Annotated in this window: 26 protein-coding genes and 1 pseudogene; 8 read left to right on the forward strand and 19 right to left on the reverse strand. The window is 72.8% G+C overall.

The features are described 5' to 3' along the window. The first annotated feature begins 384 nt into the window (after positions 1-384). Positions 385-1,647, forward strand: a complete 1,263-nt coding sequence (locus L3i22_RS30935) for a sigma-70 family RNA polymerase sigma factor (protein WP_255657294.1) — start codon at positions 385-387, stop codon at positions 1,645-1,647. On the opposite strand, the pseudogene L3i22_RS30940 reads toward L3i22_RS30935, so the two are convergent. From L3i22_RS30940 to L3i22_RS53825, 4 genes and pseudogenes are all read right to left on the reverse strand, one after another. Then, positions 1,615-2,271 (reverse strand): annotated as a pseudogene (locus L3i22_RS30940) (STAS domain-containing protein); the annotation flags it as partial. The gene L3i22_RS30935 and the pseudogene L3i22_RS30940 overlap by 33 nt on opposite strands. A 21-nt stretch (positions 2,272-2,292) precedes the next feature. Beyond that, the gene (locus tag L3i22_RS30945) at positions 2,293-4,140 is read right to left on the reverse strand and encodes a CheR family methyltransferase (RefSeq protein WP_221321034.1); all 1,848 of its coding nucleotides are present in this window, start codon (positions 4,138-4,140) and stop codon (positions 2,293-2,295) included. Positions 4,141-4,217: 77 nt separating this feature from the next. Continuing rightward, a complete protein-coding gene (locus tag L3i22_RS30950) occupies positions 4,218-5,225 on the reverse strand; it encodes a chemotaxis protein CheB (RefSeq protein ID WP_221321035.1) in 1,008 nt (335 codons plus the stop codon). A gap of 62 nt (positions 5,226-5,287) precedes the next feature. Further along, complete coding sequence (locus L3i22_RS53825) at positions 5,288-5,413, reverse strand: hypothetical protein (protein ID WP_255657295.1); 126 nt, start codon at positions 5,411-5,413, stop codon at positions 5,288-5,290. A gap of 447 nt (positions 5,414-5,860) precedes the next feature. Here L3i22_RS53825 and L3i22_RS30955 point away from each other — a divergent pair, with 447 nt between their 5' ends. Next, positions 5,861-6,205, forward strand: coding sequence for an STAS domain-containing protein (locus tag L3i22_RS30955; RefSeq protein ID WP_221321036.1), 345 nt, complete (start codon positions 5,861-5,863; stop codon positions 6,203-6,205). A 160-nt stretch (positions 6,206-6,365) separates the two neighbouring features. Here L3i22_RS30955 and L3i22_RS30960 read toward each other — a convergent pair whose 3' ends face one another. Further along, positions 6,366-7,088: an STAS domain-containing protein gene (locus L3i22_RS30960; RefSeq protein WP_221321037.1), complete on the reverse strand. Its 723-nt coding sequence runs from the start codon at positions 7,086-7,088 to the stop codon at positions 6,366-6,368. 234 nt (positions 7,089-7,322) lie between these two features. On the opposite strand from L3i22_RS30960, the gene L3i22_RS30965 reads away from it, so the two are divergent. From L3i22_RS30965 to L3i22_RS30975, 3 genes are all read left to right on the forward strand, one after another. Beyond that, positions 7,323-7,790 (forward strand): hypothetical protein, encoded by a 468-nt coding sequence (locus L3i22_RS30965; RefSeq protein ID WP_221321038.1) that lies wholly within the window; start codon positions 7,323-7,325, stop codon positions 7,788-7,790. Between the two features lie 107 nt (positions 7,791-7,897). Further along, positions 7,898-8,923: a nitronate monooxygenase family protein gene (locus tag L3i22_RS30970; protein ID WP_221321039.1), complete on the forward strand. Its 1,026-nt coding sequence runs from the start codon at positions 7,898-7,900 to the stop codon at positions 8,921-8,923. A 198-nt stretch (positions 8,924-9,121) separates the two neighbouring features. Next, entirely contained in the window at positions 9,122-9,625 is a 504-nt protein-coding gene (locus tag L3i22_RS30975) for a hemerythrin domain-containing protein (RefSeq protein ID WP_221321040.1), read from the forward strand. A gap of 201 nt (positions 9,626-9,826) precedes the next feature. On the opposite strand, the gene L3i22_RS30980 is transcribed toward L3i22_RS30975, so the two are convergent. After that, entirely contained in the window at positions 9,827-10,423 is a 597-nt protein-coding gene (locus tag L3i22_RS30980) for a hypothetical protein (RefSeq protein WP_221321041.1), read from the reverse strand. Positions 10,424-10,716: 293 nt separating this feature from the next. On the opposite strand from L3i22_RS30980, the gene L3i22_RS30985 reads away from it, so the two are divergent. Then, on the forward strand, positions 10,717-12,801 hold the full coding sequence (locus L3i22_RS30985) for a diguanylate cyclase domain-containing protein (RefSeq protein ID WP_221321042.1): 2,085 nt from the start codon (positions 10,717-10,719) through the stop codon (positions 12,799-12,801). Here the strand turns inward: L3i22_RS30985 and L3i22_RS30990 are convergent. Both L3i22_RS30990 and L3i22_RS30995 read right to left on the reverse strand, forming a co-directional pair. After that, a complete protein-coding gene (locus tag L3i22_RS30990) occupies positions 12,773-13,810 on the reverse strand; it encodes an alpha/beta hydrolase (protein ID WP_221321043.1) in 1,038 nt (345 codons plus the stop codon). The genes L3i22_RS30985 and L3i22_RS30990 overlap by 29 nt on opposite strands. After that, positions 13,803-14,171: a YrdB family protein gene (locus L3i22_RS30995; protein ID WP_221321044.1), complete on the reverse strand. Its 369-nt coding sequence runs from the start codon at positions 14,169-14,171 to the stop codon at positions 13,803-13,805. The genes L3i22_RS30990 and L3i22_RS30995 overlap by 8 nt, the downstream gene beginning before the upstream one ends. 41 nt (positions 14,172-14,212) lie before the next feature. On the opposite strand from L3i22_RS30995, the gene L3i22_RS31000 reads away from it, so the two are divergent. Continuing rightward, positions 14,213-15,625 (forward strand): YdiU family protein, encoded by a 1,413-nt coding sequence (locus L3i22_RS31000; RefSeq protein WP_255657296.1) that lies wholly within the window; start codon positions 14,213-14,215, stop codon positions 15,623-15,625. A 24-nt stretch (positions 15,626-15,649) separates the two neighbouring features. Here L3i22_RS31000 and L3i22_RS31005 read toward each other — a convergent pair whose 3' ends face one another. The 4 genes from L3i22_RS31005 to sigK form a co-directional block, all read right to left on the reverse strand. Beyond that, on the reverse strand, positions 15,650-17,152 hold the full coding sequence (locus L3i22_RS31005) for a molybdopterin-dependent oxidoreductase (protein ID WP_221321045.1): 1,503 nt from the start codon (positions 17,150-17,152) through the stop codon (positions 15,650-15,652). Further along, positions 17,152-17,793 carry a fasciclin domain-containing protein gene (locus L3i22_RS31010; RefSeq protein ID WP_221321046.1) on the reverse strand — a complete coding sequence of 214 codons (642 nt, stop codon included), beginning with the start codon at positions 17,791-17,793 and terminating at the stop codon, positions 17,152-17,154. The genes L3i22_RS31005 and L3i22_RS31010 overlap by 1 nt, the downstream gene beginning before the upstream one ends. Positions 17,794-17,863: 70 nt before the next feature. Beyond that, the gene (locus L3i22_RS31015) at positions 17,864-18,601 is read right to left on the reverse strand and encodes an anti-sigma factor domain-containing protein (RefSeq protein WP_221321047.1); all 738 of its coding nucleotides are present in this window, start codon (positions 18,599-18,601) and stop codon (positions 17,864-17,866) included. Next, complete coding sequence (gene sigK, locus L3i22_RS31020) at positions 18,598-19,221, reverse strand: ECF RNA polymerase sigma factor SigK (protein WP_221321048.1); 624 nt, start codon at positions 19,219-19,221, stop codon at positions 18,598-18,600. The genes L3i22_RS31015 and sigK overlap by 4 nt, the downstream gene beginning before the upstream one ends. Positions 19,222-19,336: 115 nt before the next feature. Here sigK and L3i22_RS31025 point away from each other — a divergent pair, with 115 nt between their 5' ends. Then, complete coding sequence (locus tag L3i22_RS31025; RefSeq protein WP_221321049.1) at positions 19,337-19,699, forward strand: DUF1304 domain-containing protein; 363 nt, start codon at positions 19,337-19,339, stop codon at positions 19,697-19,699. A gap of 33 nt (positions 19,700-19,732) precedes the next feature. Here the strand turns inward: L3i22_RS31025 and L3i22_RS31030 are convergent, their stop codons facing one another. The 7 genes from L3i22_RS31030 to L3i22_RS31060 form a co-directional block, all read right to left on the reverse strand. Continuing rightward, the gene (locus L3i22_RS31030) at positions 19,733-20,245 is read right to left on the reverse strand and encodes a hypothetical protein (protein WP_221321050.1); all 513 of its coding nucleotides are present in this window, start codon (positions 20,243-20,245) and stop codon (positions 19,733-19,735) included. 231 nt (positions 20,246-20,476) lie between these two features. Continuing rightward, positions 20,477-21,754 carry an AAA family ATPase gene (locus L3i22_RS31035; RefSeq protein ID WP_221321051.1) on the reverse strand — a complete coding sequence of 426 codons (1,278 nt, stop codon included), beginning with the start codon at positions 21,752-21,754 and terminating at the stop codon, positions 20,477-20,479. A 47-nt stretch (positions 21,755-21,801) separates the two neighbouring features. Continuing rightward, positions 21,802-22,797: a dihydroxyacetone kinase subunit DhaK gene (dhaK, locus tag L3i22_RS31040; RefSeq protein WP_221321052.1), complete on the reverse strand. Its 996-nt coding sequence runs from the start codon at positions 22,795-22,797 to the stop codon at positions 21,802-21,804. Beyond that, on the reverse strand, positions 22,794-23,399 hold the full coding sequence (gene dhaL / locus L3i22_RS31045; protein ID WP_221321053.1) for a dihydroxyacetone kinase subunit DhaL: 606 nt from the start codon (positions 23,397-23,399) through the stop codon (positions 22,794-22,796). Before dhaL ends, dhaK begins: the two co-directional genes overlap by 4 nt. Next, the gene (locus L3i22_RS31050) at positions 23,396-24,295 is read right to left on the reverse strand and encodes an HAD-IA family hydrolase (RefSeq protein ID WP_221321054.1); all 900 of its coding nucleotides are present in this window, start codon (positions 24,293-24,295) and stop codon (positions 23,396-23,398) included. Before L3i22_RS31050 ends, dhaL begins: the two co-directional genes overlap by 4 nt. Next, positions 24,292-25,137, reverse strand: a complete 846-nt coding sequence (locus tag L3i22_RS31055) for a class II fructose-bisphosphate aldolase (protein WP_221321055.1) — start codon at positions 25,135-25,137, stop codon at positions 24,292-24,294. Before L3i22_RS31055 ends, L3i22_RS31050 begins: the two co-directional genes overlap by 4 nt. A gap of 298 nt (positions 25,138-25,435) precedes the next feature. Next, positions 25,436-26,149 (reverse strand): LuxR C-terminal-related transcriptional regulator, encoded by a 714-nt coding sequence (locus tag L3i22_RS31060; protein ID WP_221321056.1) that lies wholly within the window; start codon positions 26,147-26,149, stop codon positions 25,436-25,438. Between the last annotated feature and the right edge of the window lie 59 nt (positions 26,150-26,208).

Consider the following 26,208-nt stretch of genomic DNA (forward strand, 5'->3'; position numbering starts at 1 on the left):
GCTGTCAGACTGTTCGAAGGTGGTCCGGCACCGCTTCGCGCGCGAGTCGGGAAGTGATCCGGCGCCGCGAGTCGGTCGAGTCGCGTGAGCTGGGCGAGTCGGGCGAGCCGCGTCGGGCCGCGTCGGGCGAGCCGAAGGCACTCCGGGTCGCGCGAACCGGGCGAGTCGCGCGAATCGGGTCGCGCGAATCGGGCGGGTCGCGCGAATCGGGCGAGCCTGAGGTGGTCCGGCACCGCGGGTCGCCCGCATCGGGCGAGCTGTGCGAGTCGGGCGAGCCGGCGGTGCTCCGGCGCCGGTTCGCCCGGGTGCGGCGGGTGCCACCAGCAGGTTTGCGGGCCACCACGGCGGGGCAATGGCCGTCTGATTTGTGTCGGGAGGGGTGCCATGCGGGAGACCGGGCAGCTCGAGCCGTTCGACGATCTGGATCTGCTCGCCGATCGGTACGCTCGGGCCCGGCTGTGCGCGGACGCGGCCGCCCGCCGGCGGCTGCGGGAGGCGTTCGTGCGGGACGCGCTGCCGTTCGCCGGCCGGCTGGCCCGCCGCTACCGGGGGCGGGGCGAGTCCGCCGACGACCTGGAGCAGGTGGCCCGGCTGGGGCTGGTGAAGACCGTCGACCGGTTCGATCCGGACCGCGGCTCGTTCACGGCGTACGCGATCCTCACCATCACCGGCGAGATCAAGCGGCACTTCCGGGACTACACCTGGGGTGTCCACGTCCCCCGCGGCCAGCAGGACCGGGTCCTCGACCTGGTGCAGGCCCGGGCCGTGCTGACCAGCGAACTGGCCCGCACCCCGACCGTCACCGAGCTGGCCGAGCGTCTCGACCTCGCGGAGTCGGAGGTGCTCGTCGCGCAGACCTCGGCGGCCGCGCACAGCACCGAGTCGCTGAACGCGCCGCTCGGCGACAGCCCGGCCGGCGGCGAGATCGGCGACCTGTTCGGCGCCGACGACGGCGCGCTGACCCTGATCGACGACCGGACGACGGTGGAGAACCTGCTCTGCGAGCTGCCCGCCCGGGAGTGCCGGCTGCTGGCCCTGCGGTTCTGGGGCAACCTGAGCCAGGCGGAGATCGCCGAGCAGATGCAGATCTCCCAGATGCACGTGTCCCGGTTGCTCGGCCGTACCCTGACGTGGTTGCGCGAAGCGATGTTCTCGGACACCGCGCCGGTCTGGACGGCACCCGGCGGGCCGGAGCACCGGGTCCTGGTCACGACCGGGCCGCAGGGCGTCCGCGCGGCGCTGCACGGCGAGATCGACCGGGACAACGCGAACCCGATCCGCCGGGAGCTGCTGTCCGCGGCCGCGCTGTGCGGGGCCGGTCGGACGCTGGTGGTGGACTTGTCCCGGGTCCCGCTGATGAGTGCGGCCGGCGTCGCGATGCTGAACGCGGTGTACGAGGTCACCCGGGGGCGCGGCCTGACGTTCCGGTTGACGGGGACACAGCCGTACGTCGCAAGGGTGTTGATCGTCTCGGGTCTGCGCAATCTGATCGACGGCCGGTCAGACTGCCAGGGTCGCCCAGACCACCTTGCCGTTCAGGGTCGGCATGGTCCCCCACCGCGTCGCGAAGCTCTCCACCAGCAGGAGGCCCCGACCGTGGTCCGGGCCGCCCGGCACCCGAACGGTGATCTCCGGCGCGCGCGGTGACCCGTCCCGCACCACGACGTGCACGAACCGGGGCCGGCGGACCAACTGCAGAGTGATCATCGTGCCGGCGTGCTCGACGGCGTTGGCGACCAGCTCGTCGGCGACGATGGCGGCCGGGCCGGCCAGCTCCGGCAGCCCCCACCGCAGGCAGGCCTCGGTGGCCACGTGCCGGGCCCGCCGGGTGGCGCCGGTGGCGGGCAGCAGCCGGTCCGTGATCATCGGCGGGACGGCCGCGCCCAGGCTCACCTCCCGGATCGCGTCGTCCACGTCGTCGCGCACCAGCAGCGCCCCGAACCGCCGCCGGGCCAGCGGAGCGGCCACCTCCGGCCGCGGGCCGCAGAGCAGCACCGGGGTGCCCGGCCAGATCGCCGCCTGCCGGTTGATCGCGGTGAACACCGACAGCGCGACCACGTCGCCGAGCGACATCCCGGACAGGTCGACGAGCAGCGCGGACGGCTGCTCGGCCAGGGCCTTCTGGAGCCCGATGAACAGGCGCGGGGTGGTCGCCAGGACGAGCCGGCCGTGCACCGCGACGATCGTGAACCCGGCCTGCTCGGTCGTGGTCCAGGTCAACGGCTCCGCCATGCCCGCCACCTCTCTCTCGGGCCGGTGCACCCGCCGCATACCCCACGCGACCTCCCCAAACTACCCTGCCGGGGCGACCGCCTCCATCACGACTATGCTTCCGGTGGGCGTGCCGCCGCCGTCCACCAGCGGGCTGCACCCGACCCGGACGGTGATCGCCCGGCCGCGGCGGTTGACCGCGTCGATCTGCACCTCGGCGGTGTCCCCGTCGCCGGCGATCGACTGGCGGATCAGCGGGCGGACCTGGTCGAAGGGCAGCCCGATGTCGAGGTTGAGCAGGTGCTGGCCGACCGCCTCGGCGCTGCGCAGCCCCCACAGCTCCTCGGCCTGCCGGTTCCACACCCGGACCCGCAGGTCCTGGTCGATCACCGCGACCCCGGCGCGCAGACCGGCGAGGATCGCGTCCAGGAACGACTTGGCGTCGTCCAGCTCGGTGGTGCTCGCCTGCAGCTGCTCGTTGATGCCCTGGAGCTCGTCGTTGGTCGACTGCAGCTCCTCGTTCATCGTCTCGAGCTCCTCGTTGGTGGACTGGAGTTCCTCGTTGGTGGTCTCCAGCTCCTCCACCGTCGACTGCAGCTCCTCGTTCGTGGTCTCCAGCTCCTCGTTGGTGGACTGGAGCTCCTCGTACGCCGCTTCCAGCTCCCGGTTGGTGTGCTCCAGCTCGCCCCGCAGCCGCTTGGCCGCGGTCACGTCGTGGAAGACCAGGCTGACGCCGAGCAGCCCGGCGTTCGCGTCGACCAGCGGGGTGAGCTCGATGTCCAGGTACATCGGCGCCCCGCCGCGGTCGAGCTCGACGTCGGTGACCCGCAGCGTGCGGCGCTCCACCTGCGCCTGCTCGATGTATTTGCGCAGCTCCACCGGCCGGTACGAGACGTCCAGGTCGCGGAAGGGCCGGCCGACGTCGCGCGGCGAGACCCCGAACAGGCTCTCCGCCTGCCGGTTGCCGAGCGCCGTCAGCCCGTCCACGGTCACCACGATCTGGGCGGCCGGGCCGGCCAGGAGCGCGGCGTTGCGCAGCTGATCGAGCGGGGCCGGGCGCCCGTGGGCCGGGCCGGCGGCGTGGTCGGCGCGGGCCGCGCCGGGCACCGGGGCGCTGCGGGACGGCACCTTGCGGAAGATCCGCCGCTGCAGGTCGGACGGGAGGAACAGGTCGCCGTGGCTGAGCAGCATCTCGGCCTTGCCGAGGAAGAGCGTGCCGCCCTCGGCGAGCGCGAAGTGGAACCGGCCGAGGATCCGGCTCTGCGTGTCGGCGTTGAAGTACATCATCGTGTTGCGGCAGGTCAGCACGTCGATCCGGGAGATCGGGGCGTCCTGCACCAGGTCGTTGCGCCCGAAGATGACCGCGCGGCGCAGGTCCTTGCGGAACACGTACCGGCCGCCGGTCTGCTCGAAGTAGCGTTCCAGCAGGTCGGACGGGACCCCGGTGACGTCCCCCGGGCTGTAACTGGCCTGCCGCGCCTCGCTCAGCTGCTCCTCGTCCACGTCGGTGGCGTAGATCTTGACCCGGCTGCGGAACTCCTCCGGGCCGAGGATCTCGCTGAGCAGGATGGCCAGCGTGTAGGCCTCCTGGCCGGCCGCGCAGCCGGCGGTCCAGACCCGGATCGGGCTGCCCGCCGGCTTCGACTCGACCAGCGGGATCAGCACGCCGGTGCGCAGCTGCTCCCAGGCCTCCGGGTCGCGGAAGAACGCGGTCACGTTGATCAGGATCGTGTTGAACAGCGCGGTGAACTCGTCCGGCTGCACCTGCAGATAGTCCAGGTACTCCAGGTAGCCGGTCACCGGGAGCTGCGACATCCGCCGGTCGACCCGCCGGATCAGGCTCGACCGTTTGTAGCCGGTGAAATCAAAACCACGAGATTCCTTGAGGTACGTGAGGAGGCCCTCGAACCCGTTGTCCACCTGATCCATTCCTCGCGTCTCCCGTCTCGCCCGGCGCGTCACGGTATCGCAGCGCCCCTGGCCCGGCCCCGTCCCGCACCGGCAGGTCACTCCAGATGGGTGGCGCTCGAATCGGCCAGCCGGGCGAGCAACGCCCGGATCAGCCCGGCGGCGACGTGCGCGTCGTCGGCCATCCCGCGGAAGCGCTCGCCGTAACTGCGCCCGGCCGCGCCCTCGGCCATCCGGGTGCTCAGCGCCGCCTTCTCCTCCAGGGCGCGCAGCGCCAGCCACAGCGCGCCCTCGGTGGCGACCGCCTGCTCGTCGAGCAGGCTCTCCGGGGACCAGGCGTGCCCGACCCGGCACCGGAAGTGCGGCAGCGGCTCCAGAGCCACGGACTCCGGGGTCAGGGTGAACAGCGCCCCGCCACAGGTCGGGCAGCCGAATCCGGCGGGCTCACCGGGGATCCGGTCGGTGGTCGGCCCGGCGTCCGCCCCGATGCTCACCTCCGCCGCCAGCAACGCGCCGACCGGCCGCTCGCCGTCGCCCGCCTCGGCCGCGCACAGCTCGCCCAGCAGCTTGCCGATCACGTCGGCGGACCGCACGTAGGCCGACGGCACCCGGGTCACCGCGGCCTCGGGCATCGACGCGAACACGGCGTCGGCCGGATCCTGCACCACGACCAGGCCACCCTGCGCGGCCACCACCTCGGCACCGGCCGCCCCGTCGTCCCGGGTGCCGGAGAGCACCACGGCGACGACCCGCCCGCCCCGGGCCCGCGCGGCCGACCGGAACAGCGGGTCGATCGCCGGTCGGTGCCCGTTCTCGGCCGGCCCGTGGCTGAGCCGGATCCGGCCGTCGATCAGCATCAGATGCCGGTCGGCGGGCGCCACGTAGATCCGGCCGGCGTGCACGACCTCGCCGTCGACCGCGGTCACCGCCGGCAGCGGGCCGGCCCGGGTGAGGATCCGCGGCAGCGCGCTCGGCGACGCCCGTGGCAGGTGCAGCACCACCAGGACCGCCGCCGGCAGATCGGCCGGCAGCCCGGCGACCATCGCGCGGAGCGCCTCGACCCCACCGGCCGAGGCGCCGGCGACGATCAGGTCCCGTCCGGTCACCGGGAGACCCGCCCGGCGCGTGCCGCGGCCGGCCGGTCGTCACGAGCGGGCATGGAAGCCTCCTACGGCTGACGGATCTCGACGGGCTCGCGGACGATCACCGCGATCGGCACCCCTGCCCGATCGGTGAAGATCCGGTCCGGGATCACCTGCTGGTTCTCCGCGGCCGGAACGTGCCGCCGTGCCACGGGCCCACCACCCAAGCATCCCAGCCCGTGCCGGTGACGTCACCCTCGCCGAGCGGCCCGGTCTCGTGTCCGCCGCCCTCCCTCAGCGCGGACCCCCGGTCCGCGATCCGGTTGAGCAGCAGCACGTCCCCAGCGGGCCGGCCACGGTGCGCTCCTCCGGCGCCGGCGTGAGGCTCGGCATCTTCACCGAATTCCCCGTCACCATCAGCCGAAACGCCGACCCCGTGCGGACCCGGCCCGCCACGGATAGGGTGACAAGTCCGCGCTGTTCACGGCGGGCGAGGCATCATGTGCCCGGGTCATCCGGTGCACGCTTCGTCAGGTTCACGGTTGGTCAGGTCCACAGTCGGTCAGGTTCACGGTCGGTCGGATTCACCGGCAGTCGGGTGCGCGATTTGTCAGGCGCACGGGTCATCAGGTGCGGGAACATCGTCGGCGGGGGTTGAGATGACGAGCTCGTTCGCGGTCAGTAAGCACGACGAGGGCGCTGGCGTCACCCGCCTCGCGGTCCGCGGTGAGATCGACGACGAGGTCAGCGACGTCCTCGCCGAGATCATCGGCAACGCGGCCGCCCAGCCCGGCGTCACCGCCCTGGTCGTCGACCTGCAGCGGGTCCCGTTCCTGGCCGCCGCCGGAATCCGGGCGCTGCTCGAGGGCCGGGCCGCGGCGCTGCATCACCAGCGCTCGTACCAGGTGGTCAACGCCCGCGGCGTGGTGCACGGCATCCTGGCCACCACCGGCCTGCTGAGCCTGTTCCACACCACCATCCGCCGCACCCCGGCCAGCCGCTAGCCCGGGCCACCAGCCTGCCGAGCACTCCGCCGGGCCCGCCACCAGCCTGCCGAGCACTCCGCCGGTCCAGCCACCAGCCTGCCGAGCACTCCGCCGGGCCCGCGACCTTCCGGTCGGCCCCGGCTCCCGCCGCGCGCCCCGGCTGAGCACGCCCGCCTGCTCAGCGGCGCAGGTTGGCCCAGACCACCTTGCCGCCGTCGGCCGGGACCGTTCCCCAGCGCTTCGCGAACCGCTCCACCAGGAACAACCCGCGCGGCGCCGCCGGATCCAGCACCGACCCGTCCCGGGTCCGCGGCACCTCGTAGGACCCGTCCCGCACCGCGACCAGCAGATACCGCCGCCCGAGCGAGAACCGCAGGTCGATCATCGTCTGCGCGTGCACGACCGCGTTCGTCACGAGTTCCCCGGCGACGATCCGCGCCGGATCCGCCAGCTCGGGCAGGTTCCACCGCGCGCACGCCCGCGCCGCCAGCCGCCGCGCGTGCGCCGCCGCCCCCGACACCGGCAGCAGGCTGTCGGCCAGCCACGGCATCTGCCGCCCGGGCATCAGGTCGAGCGCGGCGGCGGTGGTCGGCAGGATCGACACCTGCCCGGACCGCTCGGCCGCGAACCACCGCGCCACCTCGGCACTGGGCCCGCTGAGCAGCAGCGGCGTACCCGGCCACATCGCCGCCTGCCGCGCCACGGCCGCGAACACGGACAGCGCCACCGGTTCCCGCACCCGCAGCTCGGCCAGCTCGACGATCACCGCGTCCGGCCGGGCGACCAGGCATTTCAGCAGCGTGGCACGCAGTTGCGGAACCGCCGCGACGGACAGCTCACCATCGATCCGCACCACGGTCCGGGTGCCGACCTGGTCGACCGTGCAGCAGATCCCCTGCATCTCGTCAGTCTTGCCCTTCGAACCGGCAAACCCCACATAAGATCTGCCACCTATCGCTCTGCTACGCAGCCGGATGCCCGCTGGGTTCAAAACGAACCCCCGAACGCCGATGAACTCTCGCCGCAGCGTGCGGAACGTCCCTCCGGAGCGCTCGTGCGCCTGTCGTCCACGAGGGGGACACGAGGCGGGAGACGCCGCGGCGGCGTTCCGGCCCGGCGACTAGCATCGCGAAGCGTGACGATCGACGAGGACACCGCACTCGCGCAGTTGCTCCACCAGCACGTGCTGGATGTGCTCGGCCGGCTTGCCGAAACCGGCGAACCGGACACCGATCCGGACGCCGTGGCCGCGTTCCGGGACGCCGTCCTCCCGCCGGCCCCGGTCACGCTGCCGGTCGCCGCCGGTCTCTTCGTCGACCTGAACTGGTGGCTCGACGCCTGCGACGACGACGAGCTCGACCCGGACTACGCGGTGAAGCTCCTCGAGGAGAGCGCCACCCTGGTCCAGGGCCTGCCCGAGGCGCGGCTCGAGCGCCTCCTGGCGACCGTCGCCACGCTCGCGGCCGGCGAGACGCACCCGGCCCGCCGCTACCAGTTCCGATTCGTCCCGTACGCCTTCGGCCTCCTCGACGACGAGCCCGACCTCGACGAACCGGATTCCCTCGCCTGGACGCCGCCGGCGGACCGCGCCCCGATCCGGTGATCGCGACCGGGGGGTGTCCGGAGGCCATCGGCCGGTATCCCCGCGAATTCCGGTGAACGTCCGTCGCCCGACAGTGCGAGCGACCCATCTGGGCCATCGTCATCGGCATGGAATTGAGAACAAAATTCACTGAGGCGTACGGCCTGAGCACCCCGATCGCCCAGGCCGGAATGGCGTTCGTCGCGTCCACCCCGGAGCTGCCGGTCGCCGTCAGCAACGCCGGCGCCCTGGGCGCGCTGGGCGTCGGCCTGATGCCGGCGCCGGTGCTCACCCAGGTCATCGCCGGGATCCGGGCCGGCACCGAGCGGCCCTTCAACGTCAACTTCATCACCGGCTTCACCCAGCCGGACCAGATCGACGCGGTCTGCGCGGCGGCCGTCCCGGTCGTCTCGTTCCACTGGGGTCACCCGCCCCGGGCCTGGATCGATCGGCTGCACGCCGCCGGGGTGCGCGTCTTCGAGCAGGTCGGGTCGGTGGAGGCGGCGGAACGGGCGGCCGGCGACGGGATCGACGTGGTGGTCGCCCAGGGCCTCGAGGCGGGCGGGCACAACTACGCCACGCTGCCCACCTTCGCGCTCGTGCCACTCGTGGTGGACGCGGTCGCCCGGGCCGCCGGTGGCGCGGGCGCGCCGCCGCTGGTGCTCGCGGCCGGTGGGATCGCGGACGGGCGCGGGCTCGCGGCCGCCCTGATGCTGGGCGCGGACGGCGCCTGGATCGGGACGCGGCTGGTCGCGAGCGACGAGTCCGGCGCGCACGACGGATACAAGGAGCGCCTGGTCGCGGCCGGGCCGACGGCGACCGTGCGGACCTCGCTCTTCGGCCCGGAGACGCCGGACTTCAACCCGATGCGGGTGCTGCGCAACCGGGTGGTCGACGAATTCCCCCAGCTGCCGCCGCCGGACGCCCCGCGCCCGGTGATCGGCCGGACCAGCCTGGGCGGCCCGGAGATCGACGTGCCACGTTTCGCCAACCTCGTCCCGATGCGCGGGGTGACCAGCGGCGACCTCGACGAGATGCCGCTGCTCGCCGGCCAGGGCGTCGGCCTGATCGACGCGGTCAAGGGCGCCGGCTCGCTGATCAGCGACATCACCGCGCAGGCAAAGGAGATCATTTCCCGGTACGCCGGAAGCTGACGCCCGCCGTCGCCGGCGCCCGCCGCGACGGGCCACGGCGGCCGCCTGCGTCGGAGGCCGGGATGCGAGGTTCGCTGTCATGCCCGGCACGGTACGCCGCGGGACCGACAAGAAATGAGTTATCCACAGTGGCCCGGGGCGGACGGGTTATCCACAGGGTCCCGGGCAGGCTCGCGCGCGCCGTCGTAGGGTGCGGGCATGGACGAGATCACGGCACTGATCATGGAGGACCACCACACGTTCCGGGTGGGGTTCGCCAGGCTGGACGATGCGCGGGGCGTGGAGCAGTTGCGGGCGATCTGGGAGCCGCTCGCCCTGCATCTGGACATTCACGCGGACGCGGAGGAGGAGATCCTCTATCCGCACCTGCTGACCGACAGCGGCGGCGACGACGCGGAGGAGGAGACCGACGACGCGATCCGGGATCACAACAAGATCCGGGACGGGATCGTCGAGGCCGCGCGGCACGAGGTCGGGTCGGACGGCTGGTGGGCCGGGGTGTGGACGGCGCGCACCGAGAACAGCGAGCACCTGGCCGAGGAGGAGGACGAGGTGCTGCCCGACTTCCGCAAGCACGCGAGCATGGAGCTGCGGATCGAGCTGGGCGCGAAGTGGCTGCGGTTCTTCGCCGAGCACCCGCAGGGCAAGGGCCTCGACTTCAGCAACAAGGACCCGAAGAAGTACATCGCCGAGCACGAGTGAGCCGGCCCAGCCAAGCCGGCCCAGCCAAGCCAGCCCAAGCCAGCTAGTCGGCCCAAGTAAGCCGGGCCCCAGCCGGCCGATCATGAGCGAGTCGCGCCCGAGCAGGTAAGGAACGAGCGAGCCGGCGCGAGCGAGCCGGCCGGGCACGAGCCGGCCCGGATCGCCCCGCGGAGCAGAGCGGTCCGGGCCGGGCCGGGCCGGTCAGTGCGTGGCGGCGTAGACGATCAGGGCGATCAGGGCGAACGGGATGACCAGGCCGAGCCAGGTCAGCGGCCGTTCGAGCAGGCGGGGCCCCGGGTCCGCCGGCGGGTGGCTGGTGCCGTAGGGGTTGGGCTGCGGCGCCGGGAGGTTGGCGATCTTGCCACGGCGGATCAGGTTCATCAGGACGGTGATCGGGGTGATGATGAACGAGCCGTAGCCGTACCAGCCCTGCACCAGGGTGCGGGAGGTCATGTGGCGGAACACGCCCAGACCGCAGTCCCGGCAGAACGGGCCCTCGTTGCTGAGGAACCGCATGAAGACGAACATGCCCTGGTGGCCGCGGAACTTGACGTGCGCGGCCGGGATCGACCCGCAGAAGCGGCAGGGCAGAACCCCTTCCGGCGCGTAGACGGGCTGCCCCTGCGGATACCCCGCCTGACCGGGCTGCCCCGGGTAGGGCGCCTGACCGGGCTGCCCGGCGTAGGGCGCCGGGAACGCGCCGGGCTGCCCCGGAGCACCCGGGTACCCAGCAGGCTGGCCCGGAGCACCCGGGTAGGCGGCGGGCTGAGCCGGAGCGCCCGGGTAAGCGGCCTGCACCGGAGCACCGGGGTAGGCAGGCTGAGCCGGAGCACCCGGATAGGGGAAAGCGGCGGGCGCGGCAGGATCAGGGGTCGCGCCACCCCAGGGGGCGGGCTGCGGCTGGGACATGGTCACCTCGTGGCAGGGAAAAACTGTAAAGAACCTGTGAGCGCGCCAGGGTACTGGTTGATCAAGTCGGCCGCTGCCCCGTATCGGCGGGAACCCGCAACCGAACCGCACCCGGCGCCCGCCGCAGGTCCGGTGCTCAGCGGACCGATGGTCAGGGCGAAGCCGGCCCCGGGAGTTCGCGAATGTCGCACCGCGCATACCGCACGTTCGGGTGGCTCGTGTCCGTGTTCGCCCTCGCCGCCATGCTGGTGTTCCCGGGTCAGACCGACCGGATCTACGCGATCCTGATGATCACGGCGACCTGCGGCGGCACCGTGCTGCACGCGGCGTACGCGCGCCGGCAACGGTTCTGGGCGCTGACCGCCACGGCCCTGGCCTGCTGGGCGTACGCGGAGCTGTCGGTCGGCATCGGGGCCGTCACCACCGGTGTCGCGCCGGGCCGCGGCGTGGTCGCGAACCTGGTCAACCTCGGCGCCCTGGTCCTCGCCGTCGCCGCGATGCTCGCCCTGCCCACCGCACCACGCACCCGCGCCGGCCGGCTGCGGATGATCCTGGACGGCACGGTCGCCGCGTCCGCCCTGTTCGGCGTGGTGTGGGATCTGGTCCTGGTGCCGATGACGCGGCTCGAAGGCGTACGCTCAGCTCTTTTTGATCTTGCTTATCCGGTGTTGGCGGTGGCGGTCCTGGCGCTCGCCCTGATCATCATGTCCGGCACCGGGGGCGCGGGCGCGCTGCGCGTGATCACCGGCGGCGTCCTGGTCGTCTCGCTCACCCTGCTGACCGAGGTCCTCGGGCAGGTCGCCGGCGCCGCGTGGATGCGCCCGTTCGTGCTGACCGGCTACGTCACCGGGGCCGGCCTGCTCGCGATCGCCCCGCTGTTCCGGCTGCCCGGCCGCGCCGAGCGGGAGTGGCGACCCGCGGGCCTGGTCGCCGATCTGCTCCCCTACCTGCCGGTGCTCGCGCTCGGCGTGGTGTGCGTGGCGCCGACCCTGGCCGGGCACCGGCTGGAGTCGCCGCTGCTCTGGATCGGCTCGGTGACCGTCGCCGCCCTGCTGGCCCGCCAGTTCGCGGCGCTGCGCGGCAACGCGGCGCTGACCCGCGAGCTGGCCACCGAGGCGGTCCACGACTCGCTGACCGGCCTGCCGAACCGCGCGCTGCTGCACGCCTCGCTGGCCGGCGCGGACCTGCTGCTGATGCTCGACCTGGACGGCTTCAAGCAGGTCAACGACACGTACGGGCACGCGGCCGGCGACCAGCTGCTGATCACCATCGGTCAGCGGCTGCGGGTCGCCGACGGTCTGGTGGCCCGTCTCGGCGGCGACGAGTTCGCGATCCTGCTGCGCGGAACGTCGATGGCCGACGCCGAGGAGCTGGCCCGGACCCTGGTGCGGGCCTGCGCCGAGCCGGTCGTCCTGGGCGATCGCACCGCCCGGGTCGCGGCCAGCATCGGCATCGCCGCCCGCGACCCGCACCGCCCCGCCGAGCACCTGCTGCACGACGCCGACCTGGCCCTCTACCAGGCGAAGAACCAGGGCAAGGGCCGATTCCGCCGGTTCGGCGACGAGCTCGCCGCGGTCGAGCGGGACCGCGAGCGGCTCACCGCCGACCTGGTCGCCGCGCACGCCGCCGGCGCGTTCCGGCTGGTCCACCGCCCGGAGGTGGACCTGGTCACCGGCGCGGTCACCGACGTGGAGGCCCGGCTGCACTGGCGGGACCGGGACCTGACCGATTTCGAGCAGCAGATCACCGAGGCCGGCCTGCTCCCGTCGATCGAGCGCGCGCTGCTGGAGCGGGCCCTCGGCCAGCACCGGTCCGGGCTGCTCAGCGTCGGACTGTCCGCCGCCTACCTGGCCTCGGCCACCGCCGTCGACGACATCCGGGACGCGCTGACCGGCGCCGACGTCGCCGCGGACGCGCTGACCATCCGGATCACCGAGGTGGGCGACGCGGCGCCGGCGCTGCGGGCGCTGCGCGGCTTCGGTGTCCGGATCTGCCTGGACCGGTTCGGCACCCGTCCGCTGCCGCTGGCCGACCTGCGGGAGCTGCCGCTGGACGCGGTCCGCCTCGATCCGCGCTTCCTTGCCGATCCGCCGCTGCTGGCCGCCCTGTTGTCACTGGTCCAGAGCCTGGGCCTGACCGCCGGCGCGGACGGGGTGACGACCGGGGCCGAGGCCGACGAGCTGCGCGCGCTCGGCTGTGCCCGGGCCGCCGGCCCCCTGTTCCGCACCGCCCCGCTGATCACGACCGGTCAGCCAGCCAGGAGCTGAGCAGGTCGACGGTGCGCTCGCCGGCCTCGGTGAACGGATCGTTGAGCGTGCCGTGCGCGGCCCCCGGCAGCAGGTGCACGCTCGTCTCCACGGCGGCCGCGCGGAGCTGCTCCGCGTACAGCTCCCCCGAGCTGCGCAACGTGTCCGACTCGCAGTTCACGATCAGGGTGGGCGCGATGCCCACCACGTCACCCACCCCCGGGAAGGCGTACGGATCGGCCAGCCCGGCCGCCCCCGCGTAGTGCACGCTCAGGTCGTGGATCCACCCCGGCGAGAAGTACACCGCGTCCCGGTCGTCCCGGATCGCCGCCAGCTCCGCCTCGTCCCAGCCGGTCAGCTCCGGATGCACGGCCGGATAGGCGAGCACGACCGACGCCGGTGCCCGCCCCTCCCCGTCCCGCAGGCGTTTGGCGACCCCGGCCGCCAGGCTCCCGCCCGCGCTCGCCCCGCCCAGGTGCATCCGCGCGGCGGGCACGCCCAGCTCCTCGGGGTGGTTGACCGCCCACGCCCACCCGGTCAGCACGTCGTCGGACCCGGCCGGGAACGTCACCCCGTGCAGCGCCTTGCGGTAGTCCAGGGCCAGCACCGGGATCCCCCGCGCGGCGAGCATCAGCCCGGTCCAGTGCGACTCGGCCATCGCCAGGTCGCCCCAGACGAACGCGCCGCCGTGCACCCAGACCAGCGCGGCGGACGCGTCGCGCCCGGGCACCCGGTAGAGCCGGGCCGGCACCCCCTCGATCCCCGGGTCGCTGACCTCGACGTCCGCGAGCTCCGGGTAGTGGGCGAGCAGTTCGGCGTGCGTCGGGCCGTGATTCGGCATGTCACCGGCGATCTCCAGCATCCGCACGAAGTCGGCGACCGGGGGCAGCTCGCCCGCGGACGCGCCGCCGAGAACCGCCCGGCGGACCGGGCGCGGCAGCGTGCGCAGGGCTTTCATCGCGTACCCCAGGACGGTCGCCCGGGCCCGCGCCTGACGCGGCACCGGGCCGCTGAGCTGGGTGTCAGTCATGGCCCCCATCTTCCACCGGCTCGCCGCCGGTGGTCACCTCCAACACCCGCAACGCCCAGCGGTTCACCGCCGCGAGGACCGCGAGCAGCCCGCCGAGCACCGGATGCCCGGTGACGATCAGGGCCACGGTCGCACCGCCGAAGACCACCCACTCCGGGATCAGCCGCTGCGGGTCCGGCAGCGGGTGGCTCGCCTTCGGCGCCACCCAGCGACCCCAGATCAGCGCGGCCACGGCGACGAGCACGACTGCGGCCGCGACACGGGCCGCGATCGGCCCGGGCAGATTCCAGCCGCCGTACGCCAGCGCCGCCAGCGCACACAGCTCGAGCAGAAATCGGAGTGTGAGATTGGCCGCGCGCATGCCGGCAGGGTAGTCCGGATCAGGCGGGATACCGTCGATGGGTGGACGTTCAGACACCCGCCTTGACACTGGGCCATCAGTTCGCCGACGAGCTGCCCGAGATGGCGGTGCCGTGGCAGGCGGAGGCGGCCCCCGAGCCGCGCGTCCTGGTCCTCGACACGGACCTCGCCGCCGAGCTCGGGCTCGATCCGGCGCAGCTGACCGCGGGCCTGCTCACCGGCACCGAGCTGCCGGCCGGCGCGAAGCCGGTGGCCCAGGCCTACGCCGGGCACCAGTTCGGTGGCTACTCGCCGCGCCTGGGCGACGGGCGCGCGCTGCTGCTGGGCGAGATCGACGGCCGCGACCTGCACCTCAAGGGCTCCGGCCGCACCCCGTTCGCCCGCGGCGGCGACGGCCTCGCCGGGATCGGCCCGATGCTGCGGGAGTACATCGTCAGCCGCGCCATGCACGCGCTCGGTATCCCGACCACCCGGTCCCTGGCCGTGGTCGGCACCGGCCGCACCGTCCGGCGTGAGCAGCCGCAGCCCGGCGCGGTCCTGGCCCGGGTCGCCGCGAGTCACCTGCGGGTCGGCAGCTTCCAGTTCGCCCGGGCCACCGATGACACCGAACTGCTGCGCCGGCTCGCCGACCACGCGATCGCCCGGCACTACCCCGAGCTGGCCGGGGACTACCTGGGCTTCTACGACGCGGTGGTGGCCGCGCAGGCGTCGCTGGTCGCGCGGTGGATGCTGGTCGGGTTCGTGCACGGCGTGATGAACACCGACAACATGACCATCTCCGGCGAGACCATCGACTACGGTCCGTGCGCGTTCATGGAGGCGGTCGACCCGGCCACGGTGTTCAGCTCGATCGACACCGGCGGGCGGTATGCGTACGGGAATCAGCCCGGCATCGCCCAGTGGAACCTGGCCCGGCTCGCCGAGGCGCTGCTCCCGCTCTTCCACGACGAGCAGGAGCAGGCGGTGCCGCTGGCGGTGGCGTCGCTGGAGCGGTTCGCGCCCGCGTTCACCACCGCGTGGACCAGGGGCATGCGCGACAAGCTGGGTCTGGCCGAGGACCCGTCCGCCGAGCTGACGACCGACCTCGCGGACCTGCTGCGGGCCGGCCGGGTGGACTACACGACCTTCTTCCGTACGCTGTCCGAAGCGGCCCGGGGCCGAGCGGACCTGACGCGGGCCCTCTTCGACGACCCGGCCGTGTTTGATTCCTGGCTCCCGCGCTGGCAGGCGCTCTCGCCGGACGCCGAGCCGATGGACCGGGTGAACCCGGTCTACATCCCGCGCAACCACCTGGTCGAGGAGGCCCTGGCCGCGGCCGTCGCCGGCGACCTGGACCCGCTGCACCGCCTGGACCAGGCGGTGTCCGATCCGTTCAACGAGCGCCGGGGCCTGGCCCGATACGCCGAGCCGGCCCCGGGCGACTTCGGCCCCTACCAGACGTTCTGCGGAACCTGACCGCTCCGACCTGACCGGGAACGATCAGCCCACGGTGACCGAGATCGTGTGCCATCCGGTCGCGCCGTCCGGGAACGGCGTCACCCGGGTCTCCGGCTGCACGGCGCCGCTCCGGTCGGTGGCCCGCACCGCCAGCGAGTGCGGCCCGGCGCTCGCCTTCCAGCTGTACCGCCACTGCGTCCACGTGTCGATCGAGGCCGTGGGCAGCAGTTCGGCCCGCGTCCAGGGGCCGCCGTCCACGCTGATCTCGACCGCGCCGATGCCGCGCCGCTGGGCCCAGGCCACGCCGGCCACCGTCACCGTGCCGGCCGCCATCCGGGCGAACGGCTTCGGCTTGTCGATCCGCGACGCGGTCTTCACCGTCCCCGCCGGGCCCCAGCCGCGCTCGACCCAGTAGGCGTCGAACCGATCAAAAGTGGTCAGCTCCAGCTCGGTGACCCACTTGCAAGCACCCGCGTAGCCGTACAGTCCGGGGGTCAGCATCCGGACCGGGAAGCCGTGCTCGAGCGGCAGCGGCTCGCCGTTCATGCCGACCGCCAGCATCGTGTCGCGTCCGTCCAGGGCGGTCGCGACCGGCGTGCCGATCGTCATCCCCTCGACCGACCGGGCGACGATCTGGTCGGCGCCGGCCTGCACCCCGGCCTCCCGCAGCAGTGCCCCGAGCGGCACGCCCAGCCACCGGGCGGTACCGATGTAGGGGCCGCCGACCTCGTTGGACACGCAGTTGAGGGTGATGTCGCGTTCGACCAGCGGCCGCCGGAGCAGATCGGCCAGGCTCAGTTCCAGCTCCCGGTCGACCATCCCGTGGATCTTCAGGGTCCAGGTGGACGGATCGATCCGGGGCACCGTCAGCGCCGTGTCGACGCGGTAGAAAGTTCCGGCCGGTGTGGTGAATCCGGCTGCCGTCCCGGCCGGCAACGGCGGGGCCGGATCGGCCGGAGCCGGCAGTTCGATCGCTTCCCGGGCGTTCCCGGCGGCGTTCTGCCGCTGACCTGAAACGGTCAGGGCCGCGGCCTCCGCCGCCCCGGCGCCGAGCGCCAGCAGGGTCAGGCGAAGAACCAACCGACGATCAACCCCGGTTTCCGGTACGGCGTCGGCCACCGCCCGGGGCTCCCGGGTCAGCCACCACAACGCCAGCCCGGCCACCAGCGCCCCGGCCGCGGACGGGATGGCGTCCAGAGCCGTCGCGGCCGGCCGGGACAGCGCGGCGGTCACCCCGACCGCGCCGAGCACGGCCGTGCCCACCGGGATCGCAACCCGCCACCTCGTCGCCGCGATCCCGGTGACCACCGCCAGCTGGACCAGGACCAGAGCGATCACGGCCAGCAGTACGGGTTTGTCGTTGGTGCCCAGCTCCCGGACGGCGAACTCCTTGACCGGGGTCGGCGTGGCGTCGATCACCGCACCGCCGACCGCGATGAGGGGGCCCGCCCCGGGCCGGGCCGCGGCCGCGAGCAGTTCCGCGACCGCGATCCCGGCGCCCGCCGCGACGATCCCGCGGATCGCCCCGCGCAGACGGTGTCTCATCAGCTCTTCGGCATCAGGACGGAGTCGATGATGTAGACGTTGGCGTTCGCGGTCTGCACGTTGCCGCAGATCACCGACGCGCTGTCACCGACCATGAAGTTCTCGCCGCTGCCGGTGACCGTCAGGTCGTGGCCCTGCAGCGTCTTGTGGGTGCCGGCCAGGTCCGCCGGGGTCAGCTTGCCGGGCACCACGTGGTAGGTGAGGATGCTGGTCAGGGTCTTCTTGTCGGCGAGCACCTTGTCCAGGGTGGCCTTCGGGATCTTGGCGAACGCGTCGTTGGTCGGCGCGAAGACGGTGACCCCGTCGGCGGAGTTGAGCGAGTCCACCAGGCCGGCCTTCTTGACCGCGGTGACCAGGGTGGACAGCAGCGGGTTGCCGCTGGCCGCGGTGGCCACCGGGACCTGCGCCATGGCCTGGAAGCTGCCGGCGTTCGCCGGGTCGGCGGGCACCGCGGCGCAACCGGCGCCGAAGTTGACCATCGAGTCCATCGGCGCGGCCGAGCTGGCCATCGGCGCCGCGGAGGTCATGGTCGGCTCGGCGGCCGTCCCGGACCCGGTGTCCTTCGAGTCACTTCCACAGGCGGCCAGGGAGATCGCGAACAGGGTCGCGGCGGCCAGGGCGGTGATCTTCGTTGCACGCATGGTTCGTACCTCCATTATCGGGACTTACACGAATGATTCGGAGCGAACCGTTCGGCGGATTGGTGCGATCTCAAAGAATTTTGAGATCGGCGGCCATCGGGAGCGTGGGCGTGCGGGATCCCCCGGCCGGCTCGACGGTGACGCCCACATCGGACGCCGACGACAGGCCGTCGACGACCTTCACGACCGAGGTCTGGCCGACCGCGAGGACGCCCTCGTCGACCGGCGTCGCCGAACGGACCGTCCACAGCTGGAAGGCCCGGCCGCCGGTGGGCGCCGCGTCGGCGGCCATCATGACCACGCCGGAGTCCCGCAGGCGGGAGTACGCGACGGTGACCCGTCCGCCGCCGGCCAGCTCCTGGGTGCGCACCACGATGTCCGGCGCGGCGAGGATGCCGTTGACCCGCTCCTGCTCGACCCGGGCCGCGGCGGCGATGCCCTGCAGATCCCGTACCCGCTGATCCTGGATCCGATAGGCGGCCGAGCCCGCGCCCGCCGCGGCGACCAGCACGGCGGCCGCGACGGCCAGCAGACGACGGCCCCGGCCGGCCGGCGGCGCGGCGATCGCCGGGGCGCGTGGCGGCAGCTGGCGGGTCTTCTTGATCTCGGTGAGCACGGTGGCGCGCAGCCGGGGCGGCGGCACCGACCAGGCGGCGCCGGCCAGCCGGACGGTGGCCTCGTGCAGCTCGGACACCTCGTCGCGGCAGGAGTCGCACTCGCTCAGGTGCCGGTCGAAGGCGACCCGTTCCAGGTCGTCCACGGCGTCCAGCACATACGCGCCGGCCAGTGTGTGAATGTCCGCGATCATGCCGTTACCCCCGCTCCCAGGCAGTCCCGTAACCGGATCAGCCCGTCTCGCATCCGCGTCTTGACCGTTCCGACCGGGGCCTTGAGCAACTCGGCGACCTGCGGATACGAATAGCCCTGGTAGTAGGCGAGGGTGACGGCCTGCCGCTGCAGCTCGGTGAGGTCGTCCAGGCAGTGCCGGACCTGCTGGCGCTCCAGCCGGCCGGACACCTCGTCGGCGACCGAGTCGTACGGCGTGTCGATCGCCGCCACGCCGGCCCGCATCGTGCGGTCGGCGGCGGTCTGCTCGGCGCGCACCCGGTCGACGGCCCGCCGATGCGCGATCGTGAACACCCACGCGGTCGCCGAGCCGCACGCCGGATCGAAGCGGGCCGCGGTCCGCCAGACCTCGACGAGGACCTCCTGGGCGACCTCCTCGGCCAGCGCCGGGTCCCGCAGCATCCGCCGGATCAGGCCGTAGACACGCGGCGCGACCAGGTCGTAGAGCCGGGCGAACGCCTGCTCGTCGCCGCGCGCGGTGGCCCGCAGCAGCTCACCGGGGTCCGGCGGCGCCGTCTGCGGGGTGTCGTCCGGGACCGGTGTCAGATGGTCCGGCCGGCGCCCCGTTGCACGTTCCGCCATGAAATGTCCGCCCCTCGCTCCGCCTGATCGTCAACTCGGGATTCGGAGCCGAGCGGCGAGCGGATGGGTGAGAGCAGCGGAAAGTTTCCTCCGGCGGCCCGGTACCCTGCCGGGCATGATCTTTGTGGGAAACATTCTGGCCGGGATCGTCGCGCTGATCCACGTCTACATCCTGGTGCTGGAGATGTTCCTGTGGACCAAGCCGCGCGGGTACAAGGCGTTCGGGCTCACCCCGGAGTTCGCCGAGCAGACCAAGACGCTCGGGCTCAACCAGGGTCTCTACAACGGGTTCCTGGCGGCCGGCCTGATCGCGGGCCTGATCGCCGGCGGTGACACCGGCTTCGCGGCGAAGGTTTTCTTCCTGTGCTGCGTGGCGGTGGCCGGGGTGGTCGGCGCGCTCACCGCCAGCAAGCGGATCCTGTACGTGCAGACCGTCCCCGCCGTCCTCGCCCTGATCTTCGTGATCCTCGGCCACTGAGCCGGGCCGTGCGGCGGCGGTGCGGGCCTGGCACTAGGCGCAGGCCTTGGTGAACTCGCGCGCCCACGGATGCCCGTCGAGCAGCGCGTCGACGTTCCGGACGGCGGCGTCGCGCGGCTCGACCCGGACCGTGACCCGCATCGCGAACAGATCGGTCCCGGCGCACGGCAGCTCGATGTCGAACCCCTGGTAGCTGACCCCGGCCGGGTCGACCCAGCGATCCGGCACGGTGATCGTGTTCACCGTGATCCCGCTGAGCCCGCGGACCCGGAACGCGGCCGGCCCGGCATTGACGATCGCCACGTGGCCGTAGATCCGGGCGGTCCCCTGGCTCCCCGCCTCCACCCGGTCGCCGACCCAGTCACTCGCGTCGGCCAGCACCAGGACGCCGACCGTGTCGCGTCCCCGCTGCTCGTCCCATCGATGCACGGCGAGCCCGCTGACCAGGCCACTCAGCAGGACCGCGGCCGCCACCGCGGGCCAGACCCGCCGGCGGTGCTCGGCGGCCGGCGCCCCCGGCCCGTGGTCCAGATCGATCATCGCCATGCTCTCCCCCGTCGCCGCGGATCAGTATGCCGGTCCCGGGCAACGCCGGAATTGATCGTTTGGACCGCTTCCGGCGCGGTCCGGACGACCGCGCGCCGCGCACCGGATATTCCGCCTGCCGGTCCTCCACACCCGCACCGACGAGGAGGTCCGGCGGCCTCCACGGCTCCCGTCAGCGGGCCAGCAGGTTCCGCGGCTCCTTCAGCGGGCCGGCAGGTTCCGCGGCTCCCTTCAGCGGGCCAGCAGGTTCCGCAGCTCCTGGAAGCGGCGCACCTCGCGCTCGTCGGCCCGGTCGGTGAACACCCGCGCCTCCAGCTCGGTGAACTCCCGGCGCAGCCGGACCACCTGCTCCGAGTACGGCGTGTCCAGCCCGAACAACTCGGAGATCACCGCGTCGTCGCCGGTGCCGTGCACGATCCGCTGATGACGCGCCCGGTCCAGGATCCGGGGCGGCTCGTCCTCGCCCGGGCCGGGCAGGTGGATCAGGCCGTGCTCGTCGGCGGCCTGGCAGATGTACGGACTGTGCGTGGTCACGATGAACTGGATCCGCGGGAAGTGCTGCTTGAGCCAGCCGCCGATCCGCTGCTGCCACGACACGTGCAGGTGCGCGTCGACCTCGTCGATGATCACCACGCCCGGCGCGGTCACCACGGTCGAGGTGAGCGAGTCGACGGGCAGTTCGCCGTACGCCTCGGAAAGTTGTTTCAGGATGTCGACCACGAGCGCGGCGACCGCACGGTAGCCGTCACTCATCTCCCGCAGCGGGAACCGTTCGCCGTCCCGCTCGACCCACAGGCCCTCCGAGTCGACGTCCTGGAGCAGGTAACCGTCCGGCAGCAGCCCGTCGCCGAGCACCGCGAGCGCGAGCTTCTTCAGCCGGGCGGCGCCGGCCCGCCGCTCCAGCGACCGCAGGTGCTGCTCGATCAGCCAGCTCACGCCCTCGGCGAGCGAGGCGTCCTCGTGGAACAGGGTGGCCATCCGCGCGGCCGGGCCACGCCGCAGCGCGAGCCGCTGACCCTCGCCCGAACCGCCCGCGAGCCGGCGGAACGGGCCGTACGCGGCGAAGAACCAGCCGATCGGATCGTCCAGCCACAGGTCCCGCCGGGCCGCGTCGAAGCGGGGGCTGCCCGGGGACTCGTAGAGCGCGGGCTGCCGCCCGGTGTCGCCGGGGACGCGCCACCACAGGCCGGCGGAGAACGGCTCGTCGGTGACGCCGAGGCCGGGGTCCGAGTCGTACTCCGGGTCCGGGACCAGCCGGACCTCGACCGCGGCGTCCGGCTTGCCCTTCGAGACCCAGTCGGTGAAGTCCGGCACCAGGACCCGGGCCAGGAACGGGCCACCGATCGCCAGGGCGACCGCGCGCAGCAGCGACGTCTTGCCGGAGCCGTTGCGGCCGGCCAGGACGGTCCACCCGGCGAGTGAACCGTCCGGCCTGGTCAGATCGAGGGTGACGGTGCGGCCGTCGTGGAAGCCGCGCACGTTCTCCAGCCGGATCTCCTGGATGTACACGCGGCCACTCTATCGACACTCACCGTTGGCACGGGCTGGCCGGCTCGTCAGAACGGGTTGACCGGCGACTCGGCGGGCGCGGCGAGGAGCTGCTCGATCTCGTCGTCCAGGCGGACCAGGGTCAGCGAGGCGCCGGCCATGTCGAGCGACGTGCAGTACTCGTTGACGTACGACCGGGCGATCGTGATGCCCAGGTCGGCCAGCCGGTGATGGGCGCGCCGGTAGGCGATGTACAGCTCGCTGATCGGGGTGCCGCCCAGCCCGTTGATCATCAGGGCCACGCTGTCTCCCGAGCGGTAGGGCAGATCCGGCACCACCGCGTCCACCAGGGCGTCCACGATCGCGTCGGCGTCGGTGAGCTTGCGGCGCTCGCGGCCCGGCTCGCCGTGGATGCCCACGCCGAACTCCATCTCGTCGGCGCCCAGCTCGAACAGCGGCGACCCCTTCGCCGGCGGCGTGCAGGCGGTCAGGCCGACCCCCATGGTCCGGGTCACGTCGTTGACCCGGCGGCCGATCCGGACCAGCTCGTCGAGCTCGGCGCCCCGCTCGGCGGCGGCGCCGACGGCCTTGATGACGAAGAAATTTCCCGCCACGCCGCGCCGGCCCACGGTGTAGAGCGAGTCGGTCACCGCGACGTCGTCGTTGATGGTGAGAATTTCCGTCCGGACGCCGTCCGCGTCGGCCATCTCCTTGCCCATGTCGAACGCCATCCGGTCGCCCGTGTAGTTGTTGACCAGCAGCAGCACGCCCTTCGGTGAGGCCAGCAGCTTGGCCGTCTCGTACACGTAGTCCATCGGCGGCGCCGCGAACACGTCGCCCGGGCAGGCCGCGTCGAGCAGCCCCTTCCCGACCACCATCACGTGCGCCGGCTCGTGCCCGGACCCGGAGCCCTGCACGATCGAGACCTTGTCCTGGCGCGGCGCGTCGGCCCGCATGATCAGGTTGTAGGCGGGGACGTACCGGAGGGTGTCCGGGTTGGCGAGCGCCAGGCCCTCCAGCATCTCCGGCACGAAGTTCTTCGGGTCGTTGACAAATTTCTTCATGATGCGGCTCCCTGGGCATTCCACACTTCGCTGATGCGTTCGGCGATGACCGCCACCGCCATGGCCCCCGCGTCCACCGATCCCCGGCTGCGCTCCCCGGTGTAGGCCGCCCGGCCCCGCTTCGCCACCATCGACACGGTCGCGTCCGCGGCGTCCCGGGCGGCCCGCGCCGCCTCGCCGACGTCGCCGGTCTTCTCCAGCGCGTCGATGAACGGGACCAGCGCGTCCAGCAGGGTCTTGTCGCCGACGTCCGACTGGCCGCGGGCCTTGATCCCCTCGACGGACGCGCGCAACATGGCCACGACCCGCGCCCGGTCGAGGGGCTCGGCGGCCGCCGCCCCGGCCCGCAGGAACGCCGTCCCCCAGATCGGGCCGGAGGTGCCGCCGATCCGCGAGGCGATCGTCATTCCGCAGCGTTTCAAGAAAATCCCGGCATCGGTACGGTCGATCTCCGCCCACCCGTCGAGCAGCTTCTCGAACCCGCGCGCCAGCGAATACCCGAAGTCACCGTCCCCCACGACGGAGTCGAGGTCCCCGAAGTACCGCTCGTTGGCAATCGCCGTCTCCGCAATGGTCCGGACCACAAGCTCGGTCCCGTTCACGAAAAGCCCCTTTCCGGCAGGCAGGCCCGCAGGTCGTCGAGGGTGAGGAAGTCGCCGGGCTTGGCCGCGCCGCGGTTGGCGAGGATGTCGATCGGCGGCCGGTCCGGATCGCCCAGCTCGGACACGACCAGCGCCGCCTCGCCGAAGTCCTCGTCGCGGGTGTAGTCGTTGACCGTGACCACGCAGGTCAGCCCGGCTCCGATGGCTGCGAGCAGCCCGTTGCGCGAGTCCTCGATCACCAGGGTGGCGGCCGGGTCGAGCGCCAGGCTCCGCACGGTCAGCCGGTAGATCGCCGGATCCGGCTTCTTCGCCGGCACCACGTCCCCGGCGAACACCGGAATCCGCCCGGCGAGTTCCGCACCGACCGCATGCGCGAGCACCGCCCGAACCGAAACCTCCGCCGAGGTAGACGCCACCGCGACCGTCCATCCGGCCCCCACCGCTTCCCCGATGATCCGGGCGATGCCAGGGCGAGCCGGAATCCGCCCCGCCGACACCAGCTCCCGGAAGATCTCCGTCTTGGTCCGGTGCCAGGCCGCAATCGCCGCGGCACGAGCCCCCTCCATCCCGGCCGGCGCCACATTTCCACGCGGACCGCCCCCACCCATCGCCCGCGAAGGCCCACCAACCGTGTCGGCTTCGGGCTGTTCGAGTGTTCCGTCGGCCCGGATCGGCCCGAGCGTTCCGTCGGCCCGGATCGGCCCGAGCGTTCCGTCGGTGAAGAGGCTGGCCAGGCGTTCCTTGCCGCCGCCGATCCGCAGCCGGCGGCCGTACTCGGCCTCGGACCAGCGCACCGGCAATCCGTAGCGTTCGAAGGTCGCGTTGAACGCGGGCAGGTGTCCATCGCGCTCGGTGTCGGCGAGTACCCCGTCGCAGTCGAAGATCAGCGCGGTCACCAGGCCCGCCCCGAACTCCGGAAGAGCCGGATGTGCCGCCGCGCCATCTCGATCACCGCGGCCCGCTGGTGCCGGAAGAGCGACGGCGGATCCCACCTGTCCGTCGCCGCCGCCTCCTGAAGGAAATCTCCACCGGACCGCATGAAACTTTCCTTCAGCGCGGTGGAGATATTTACCTTCGCGCAGCCCCGCGCGATCAGATCGGTGAACTGCTCGTCGGAAAGTCCCGTCCCGCCGTGCAGCGCCATCGGCACTCCGGTGGCCGCGACGAGATCGCTGACCCGCTGCGCGTCCAGCTTCGGTGCCTGCTGGTACCGGCCGTGGGCGTTCCCGAGCGCCGGGGCGAAACAATCCACCCCGCTCCGCTCGATGAAGTTGACGGAAATCTCCAACGACTGCACCGCGGGCCGGTCGTCGGAGCCGACCCCGTCCTCGACGCCCTGGATGCTCTCGATCTCGCCCTCGACGTGCGCGCCGAACTTCCGCGCCTCGGCCACCACCTCGGTGGTCTGGCGGAGATTTTCGTCGACGTCCAACTCGTGCGCGTCGAACAGCACCGAGTTCCAACCGCCGGCGAGGCAGTCGGAAATTACCTTCCGGTCCGGACAGTGGTCGAGGTGCAGGGTCACCGGGACCGAGACGTCCGCGGCGAGCGCGGTGACGATGCCGAAGAGCTGGTCCCGTCCGTACATCTGAACGGTTTTGACCGAAGTCTGCAGGATGACGGGTGCGTGCTCCTCGACGGCGGCCGCGAGCACGGCCTCGATCGTCAGGTCGTTAACAATGTTGAACGCCCCGACCGCATATTTCTCCGCGAGGGCCCGGTCGAGCAGCTCTTTCATCGATACGACTGGCACGCCCCCAGTCAAATCGCGTCAGCACCACCCGGGGTATGGGGGAATTCCCGTAACTTCGCCGCCGGCGACGGCAACACGGAGGCGGCGGCGCGGGTGGCGCGGCGCGGCGGCGGCGCCGGGCGTTACGGGGCGGGGCGGGGCGGGGCGGGGCGGCGCGGCGCGGGGCGGGGCGGGGCGGGGCGGGGCGGGGCGGGGCGGCGCGGGGCGGCGCGGGGCGGCGCGGCGCGGCGCGGCGCGGCGCGGCGCGGGGCGGCGCGGCGCGGGGCGGCGGCGGCGCGGGGTGTCAGCGTAGGTTGCGGGTGGGTGGGCCGAGCCAGCCGTTGTCGACCGCGGTCAGGACCGCCGCCGTGCGGTTTCGGGTGCCCGTCTTGCGGAGAATCGCGGACAGGTGCTTCTCCACCGTCTTCGGAGAGATGACCAGGCAGGCGGCTATCTCACGGTCCGTGCAGCCGTTGCGGAGCAGACCGAGCACCTCGTCCTCGCGAGGGGTGAACGGGGCGGTCGGCGCCTCCCTTGAGGACGGGCCCCGGCGGCGGGACTCGACGATCGCCGCGGCCGTCGACTGGGTGAAAGTTTCCAACTGGTCGACGTCGAGGCCGGCGCTGACCGCGAAGACCACGCTGACCGCGATGACGTCGCCGCGCCACCAGATCGGGACCGCGACGACGCGGCCGCGGCGGGCCGGGTCGGCGCCGGAGAGGTGGCCCGAGCGCAGGCGGGCGTAGTCGGGGATCACCACCGGGCGGCGCCGCGAGAAGGCCCGGCCGGTGGCGCCCTCGTCGAGCGGGAAGGTGTGGCCGAGGCGGCAGGAAGTTCCATACTCCGCGGCCTTGAGGTAACTGCCGTGCCCGGCGTCGATCAGCGACACGCTGGCGGCCATCGAGCCGGTCAGGCGGTGCGTGTGGCGGAGCAGGCGGCGCAGGACCGGGGTCAGTCGCAGGTCGCCGTAGACATCCGCGAGCGCCTGATCGAACCGGAACCGCGCCCCGGTGGACATGGCTCGAACCTATGCCATCGGACACGCCCGTACCATCGAAGGTTTTTGATCTGGGGGTG

Origin of the sequence: Actinoplanes sp. L3-i22, assembly GCF_019704555.1 — a bacterium.
GTDB lineage: Bacteria > Actinomycetota > Actinomycetes > Mycobacteriales > Micromonosporaceae > Actinoplanes.

Bases quoted from the DNA above. Each gene is read 5' to 3' on its own strand.
- L3i22_RS30935 (WP_255657294.1), top strand. From the start codon at position 385: ATGCGGGAGACCGGGCAGCTCGAGCCGTTCGACGATCTGGATCTGCTC.
- L3i22_RS30945 (WP_221321034.1), bottom strand. From the start codon at position 4,140: ATGGATCAGGTGGACAACGGGTTCGAGGGCCTCCTCACGTACCTCAAG.
- L3i22_RS30955 (WP_221321036.1), top strand. From the start codon at position 5,861: ATGACGAGCTCGTTCGCGGTCAGTAAGCACGACGAGGGCGCTGGCGTC.
- L3i22_RS30960 (WP_221321037.1), bottom strand. From the start codon at position 7,088: ATGCAGGGGATCTGCTGCACGGTCGACCAGGTCGGCACCCGGACCGTG.
- L3i22_RS30970 (WP_221321039.1), top strand. From the start codon at position 7,898: ATGGAATTGAGAACAAAATTCACTGAGGCGTACGGCCTGAGCACCCCG.
- L3i22_RS30975 (WP_221321040.1), top strand. From the start codon at position 9,122: ATGGACGAGATCACGGCACTGATCATGGAGGACCACCACACGTTCCGG.
- L3i22_RS30985 (WP_221321042.1), top strand. From the start codon at position 10,717: ATGTCGCACCGCGCATACCGCACGTTCGGGTGGCTCGTGTCCGTGTTC.
- L3i22_RS30990 (WP_221321043.1), bottom strand. From the start codon at position 13,810: ATGACTGACACCCAGCTCAGCGGCCCGGTGCCGCGTCAGGCGCGGGCC.
- L3i22_RS30995 (WP_221321044.1), bottom strand. From the start codon at position 14,171: ATGCGCGCGGCCAATCTCACACTCCGATTTCTGCTCGAGCTGTGTGCG.
- L3i22_RS31005 (WP_221321045.1), bottom strand. From the start codon at position 17,152: ATGAGACACCGTCTGCGCGGGGCGATCCGCGGGATCGTCGCGGCGGGC.
- L3i22_RS31010 (WP_221321046.1), bottom strand. From the start codon at position 17,793: ATGCGTGCAACGAAGATCACCGCCCTGGCCGCCGCGACCCTGTTCGCG.
- L3i22_RS31015 (WP_221321047.1), bottom strand. From the start codon at position 18,601: ATGATCGCGGACATTCACACACTGGCCGGCGCGTATGTGCTGGACGCC.
- sigK (WP_221321048.1), bottom strand. From the start codon at position 19,221: ATGGCGGAACGTGCAACGGGGCGCCGGCCGGACCATCTGACACCGGTC.
- L3i22_RS31025 (WP_221321049.1), top strand. From the start codon at position 19,337: ATGATCTTTGTGGGAAACATTCTGGCCGGGATCGTCGCGCTGATCCAC.
- L3i22_RS31030 (WP_221321050.1), bottom strand. From the start codon at position 20,245: ATGGCGATGATCGATCTGGACCACGGGCCGGGGGCGCCGGCCGCCGAG.
- dhaK (WP_221321052.1), bottom strand. From the start codon at position 22,797: ATGAAGAAATTTGTCAACGACCCGAAGAACTTCGTGCCGGAGATGCTG.
- L3i22_RS31055 (WP_221321055.1), bottom strand. From the start codon at position 25,137: ATGAAAGAGCTGCTCGACCGGGCCCTCGCGGAGAAATATGCGGTCGGG.
- L3i22_RS31060 (WP_221321056.1), bottom strand. From the start codon at position 26,149: ATGTCCACCGGGGCGCGGTTCCGGTTCGATCAGGCGCTCGCGGATGTC.